This window comes from Streptomyces sp. UH6 (assembly GCF_013421635.1).
GTDB classification, from domain to species: domain Bacteria; phylum Actinomycetota; class Actinomycetes; order Streptomycetales; family Streptomycetaceae; genus Streptomyces; species Streptomyces abyssomicinicus.
On the sequence record NZ_JACADT010001006.1, the window covers coordinates 1 to 2021 of the forward strand.

General features: G+C 73.6%; 3 protein-coding genes. All 3 read right to left on the reverse strand.

The genetic code is table 11. From position 1 onward, the window contains the following. A partial coding sequence (locus HW445_RS28550) for an iron chelate uptake ABC transporter family permease subunit (protein ID WP_180223737.1) occupies positions 1–414 on the reverse strand: 414 nt, incomplete at its 3' end. Between the two features lie 4 nt (positions 415–418). After that, positions 419–1411: an iron-siderophore ABC transporter substrate-binding protein gene (locus HW445_RS28555; protein ID WP_180223738.1), complete on the reverse strand. Its 993-nt coding sequence runs from the start codon at positions 1409–1411 to the stop codon at positions 419–421. Beyond that, positions 1408–2021: ABC transporter ATP-binding protein (locus HW445_RS28560; protein ID WP_180223739.1), on the reverse strand; the 614-nt coding region annotated here is incomplete at its 5' end. The genes HW445_RS28560 and HW445_RS28555, both read right to left, overlap by 4 nt.

The following is a 2021-nucleotide window of genomic DNA, read 5'->3' on the forward strand; positions in this document are numbered from 1 at the left end:
CACCGCCGCGGCGGCGAGGCCACCGGCGAAGGCGATGCCGGAGGAGGCGAGCAGCGGCAGGGAGACCCCGGTGACCGCGGCCACGCCGAGCGCCAGGTAGGAACCGGCGTTGACGGCCAGGGTGTCCGGGGAGGCGAGCACGTTGCGGCTGACGGCCTGCAGGGCGACGCCCGCCATGCCGAGCACGGCGCCGACCAGCAGGCCGGCCACCATGCGCGGCAGCCGTGAGGCGATCACCACGGAGGCGTCGCCGGGGTCGGCGGCGCCGGTGAGCGCCTTCCACAGCTCCGGCGCGCCCGCCGTGGCGGTGCCCTGGGTGACGTCGACCGACGCGAGGACGGCGACCAGCAGGGCCAGTGCGGCCGTCACCGCGGCGGCGGCCGGGGTGGCTGTTCTGGGTGCGGTGACGGCCATGGCGTTACTTCTTCGTCAGCGCCTCGACGACGGCGTCGACGTACGCCTCCATCGAGCCCGGGCCGCCGAACATCCAGATGCCGTCGTCGAGGCGGTGCACGTCACCGGACTCGACGAACGGGAGGGACTTCCAGACGGCGTTGTCCTTGAGGATGCCGCCCTCGGCGAACGGGGTGGCGTTCTCGTCGCCCTCGTTGCCGATGTAGGCGAAGTGGGTGTCCTCGGGGAGCTTGGTGAGGCCCTCGACGTCGGTGGCGCCCAGGCCGTAGGACTCGTCGCCCTTGACCTCCCAGGTGTTCTTCAGCCCGAGGCCGGTGTTGACCTCGCCGATGAGGGAGGTGGCGGTGTAGGGGCGCACGGAGACCTGGTTGGACGTCACGTAGCCGTCGGCGAAGGCGATGCCCTCGCCGGCCAGACCGGCCTCCTCCAGCGCCTTCCTGCCCTCGGCGAGCTTGGCGTCGAACTGCTCGCGCACCTGCTCGGCCTTGTCCTCGGTGCCGGTGGCCTTGGCGATGAGGTCGACGTTCTCCAGCATCTGGTCGACCTGGCCGGCGCCGTCGGCGGAGCGGACCTGGAGGACCGGGGCGATGTCGCGGAGCTGCTTGACGGCCGCCTCGGGCAGGTCGGTGGTGGCGACGATCAGGTCGGGCGCCAGCGCGGCGACGGTGTCCATGCTGGGCTCGCCGCGGGTGCCGATGTCCTTGGGCTCGCCCTCGAGCGGGACGGAGGTGTTCCACAGCTGGTAGCCCTTGACGTCCGCGACGCCGGTGGGCTCGACGCCGAGCGTCAGCAGGCTCTCGACGACGTTCCACTCGGTGCCGACGACCTTGGTCGCAGGGCCGTCGAGCTTGACCTCGGCGCCGGAGGCGTCGGTGAGGGTGACGGCCTCGGACGTCTTGGTGTCCTTGGCGTCGGCGGCGGGCTCGGTGGTGCCGCAGGCGCTCAGCGCGAGGGCGGCGACGGCGGCCGTGGCCGCGGCGAGGAGGTGACGCTTCATGAGGAGGGTATGAGCCTTTCCGGGGCGGTGCGGGAGTGGTGGCGGCCCACCGCGCGGGTGCGCAGGTGGCCGGTGAGGGGATCGGTGTCGACCTCGATGCGGATGCCGTAGGTCGCGGTCAGCCGGTCCGGGGTGAGGACCTCGGCGGGCTCGCCGTCCGCGACGATCCGGCCGTCGTGCAGCAGCACGACCCGGTCGGCGACGGCGGCGGTCTGGTCGAGGTCGTGGAGGACGACGCCGACGGCGATGCCGTGGTCGTCCGCCAGGTCGCGCATCAGGTCGAGGAGTTCGACCTGGTAGCGCAGGTCCAGGTAGGTGGTGGGCTCGTCGAGCAGCAGGACGCCGGTCTCCTGGGCCAGGCAGCCGGCCAGCCAGACGCGCTGGAGCTGGCCGCCGGAGAGGTGCTCGGCGCCGCGGTCGGCGAGGGCGGTGGTGCCGGTGAGGGCCAGTGCCCGGTCCACGGCGGCGGCGCCGCCCGGGTCGGCCCTGCCCCAGCGGCCGCGGTACGGGTAGCGGCCGAACTCGACGACGTCGCGGACGGTGAGCCCGGTGGGCGTGGGACGGGCCTGCGTCAGCAGGGCGACCCGGCGGGAGAACTCGCGTGCCGTCA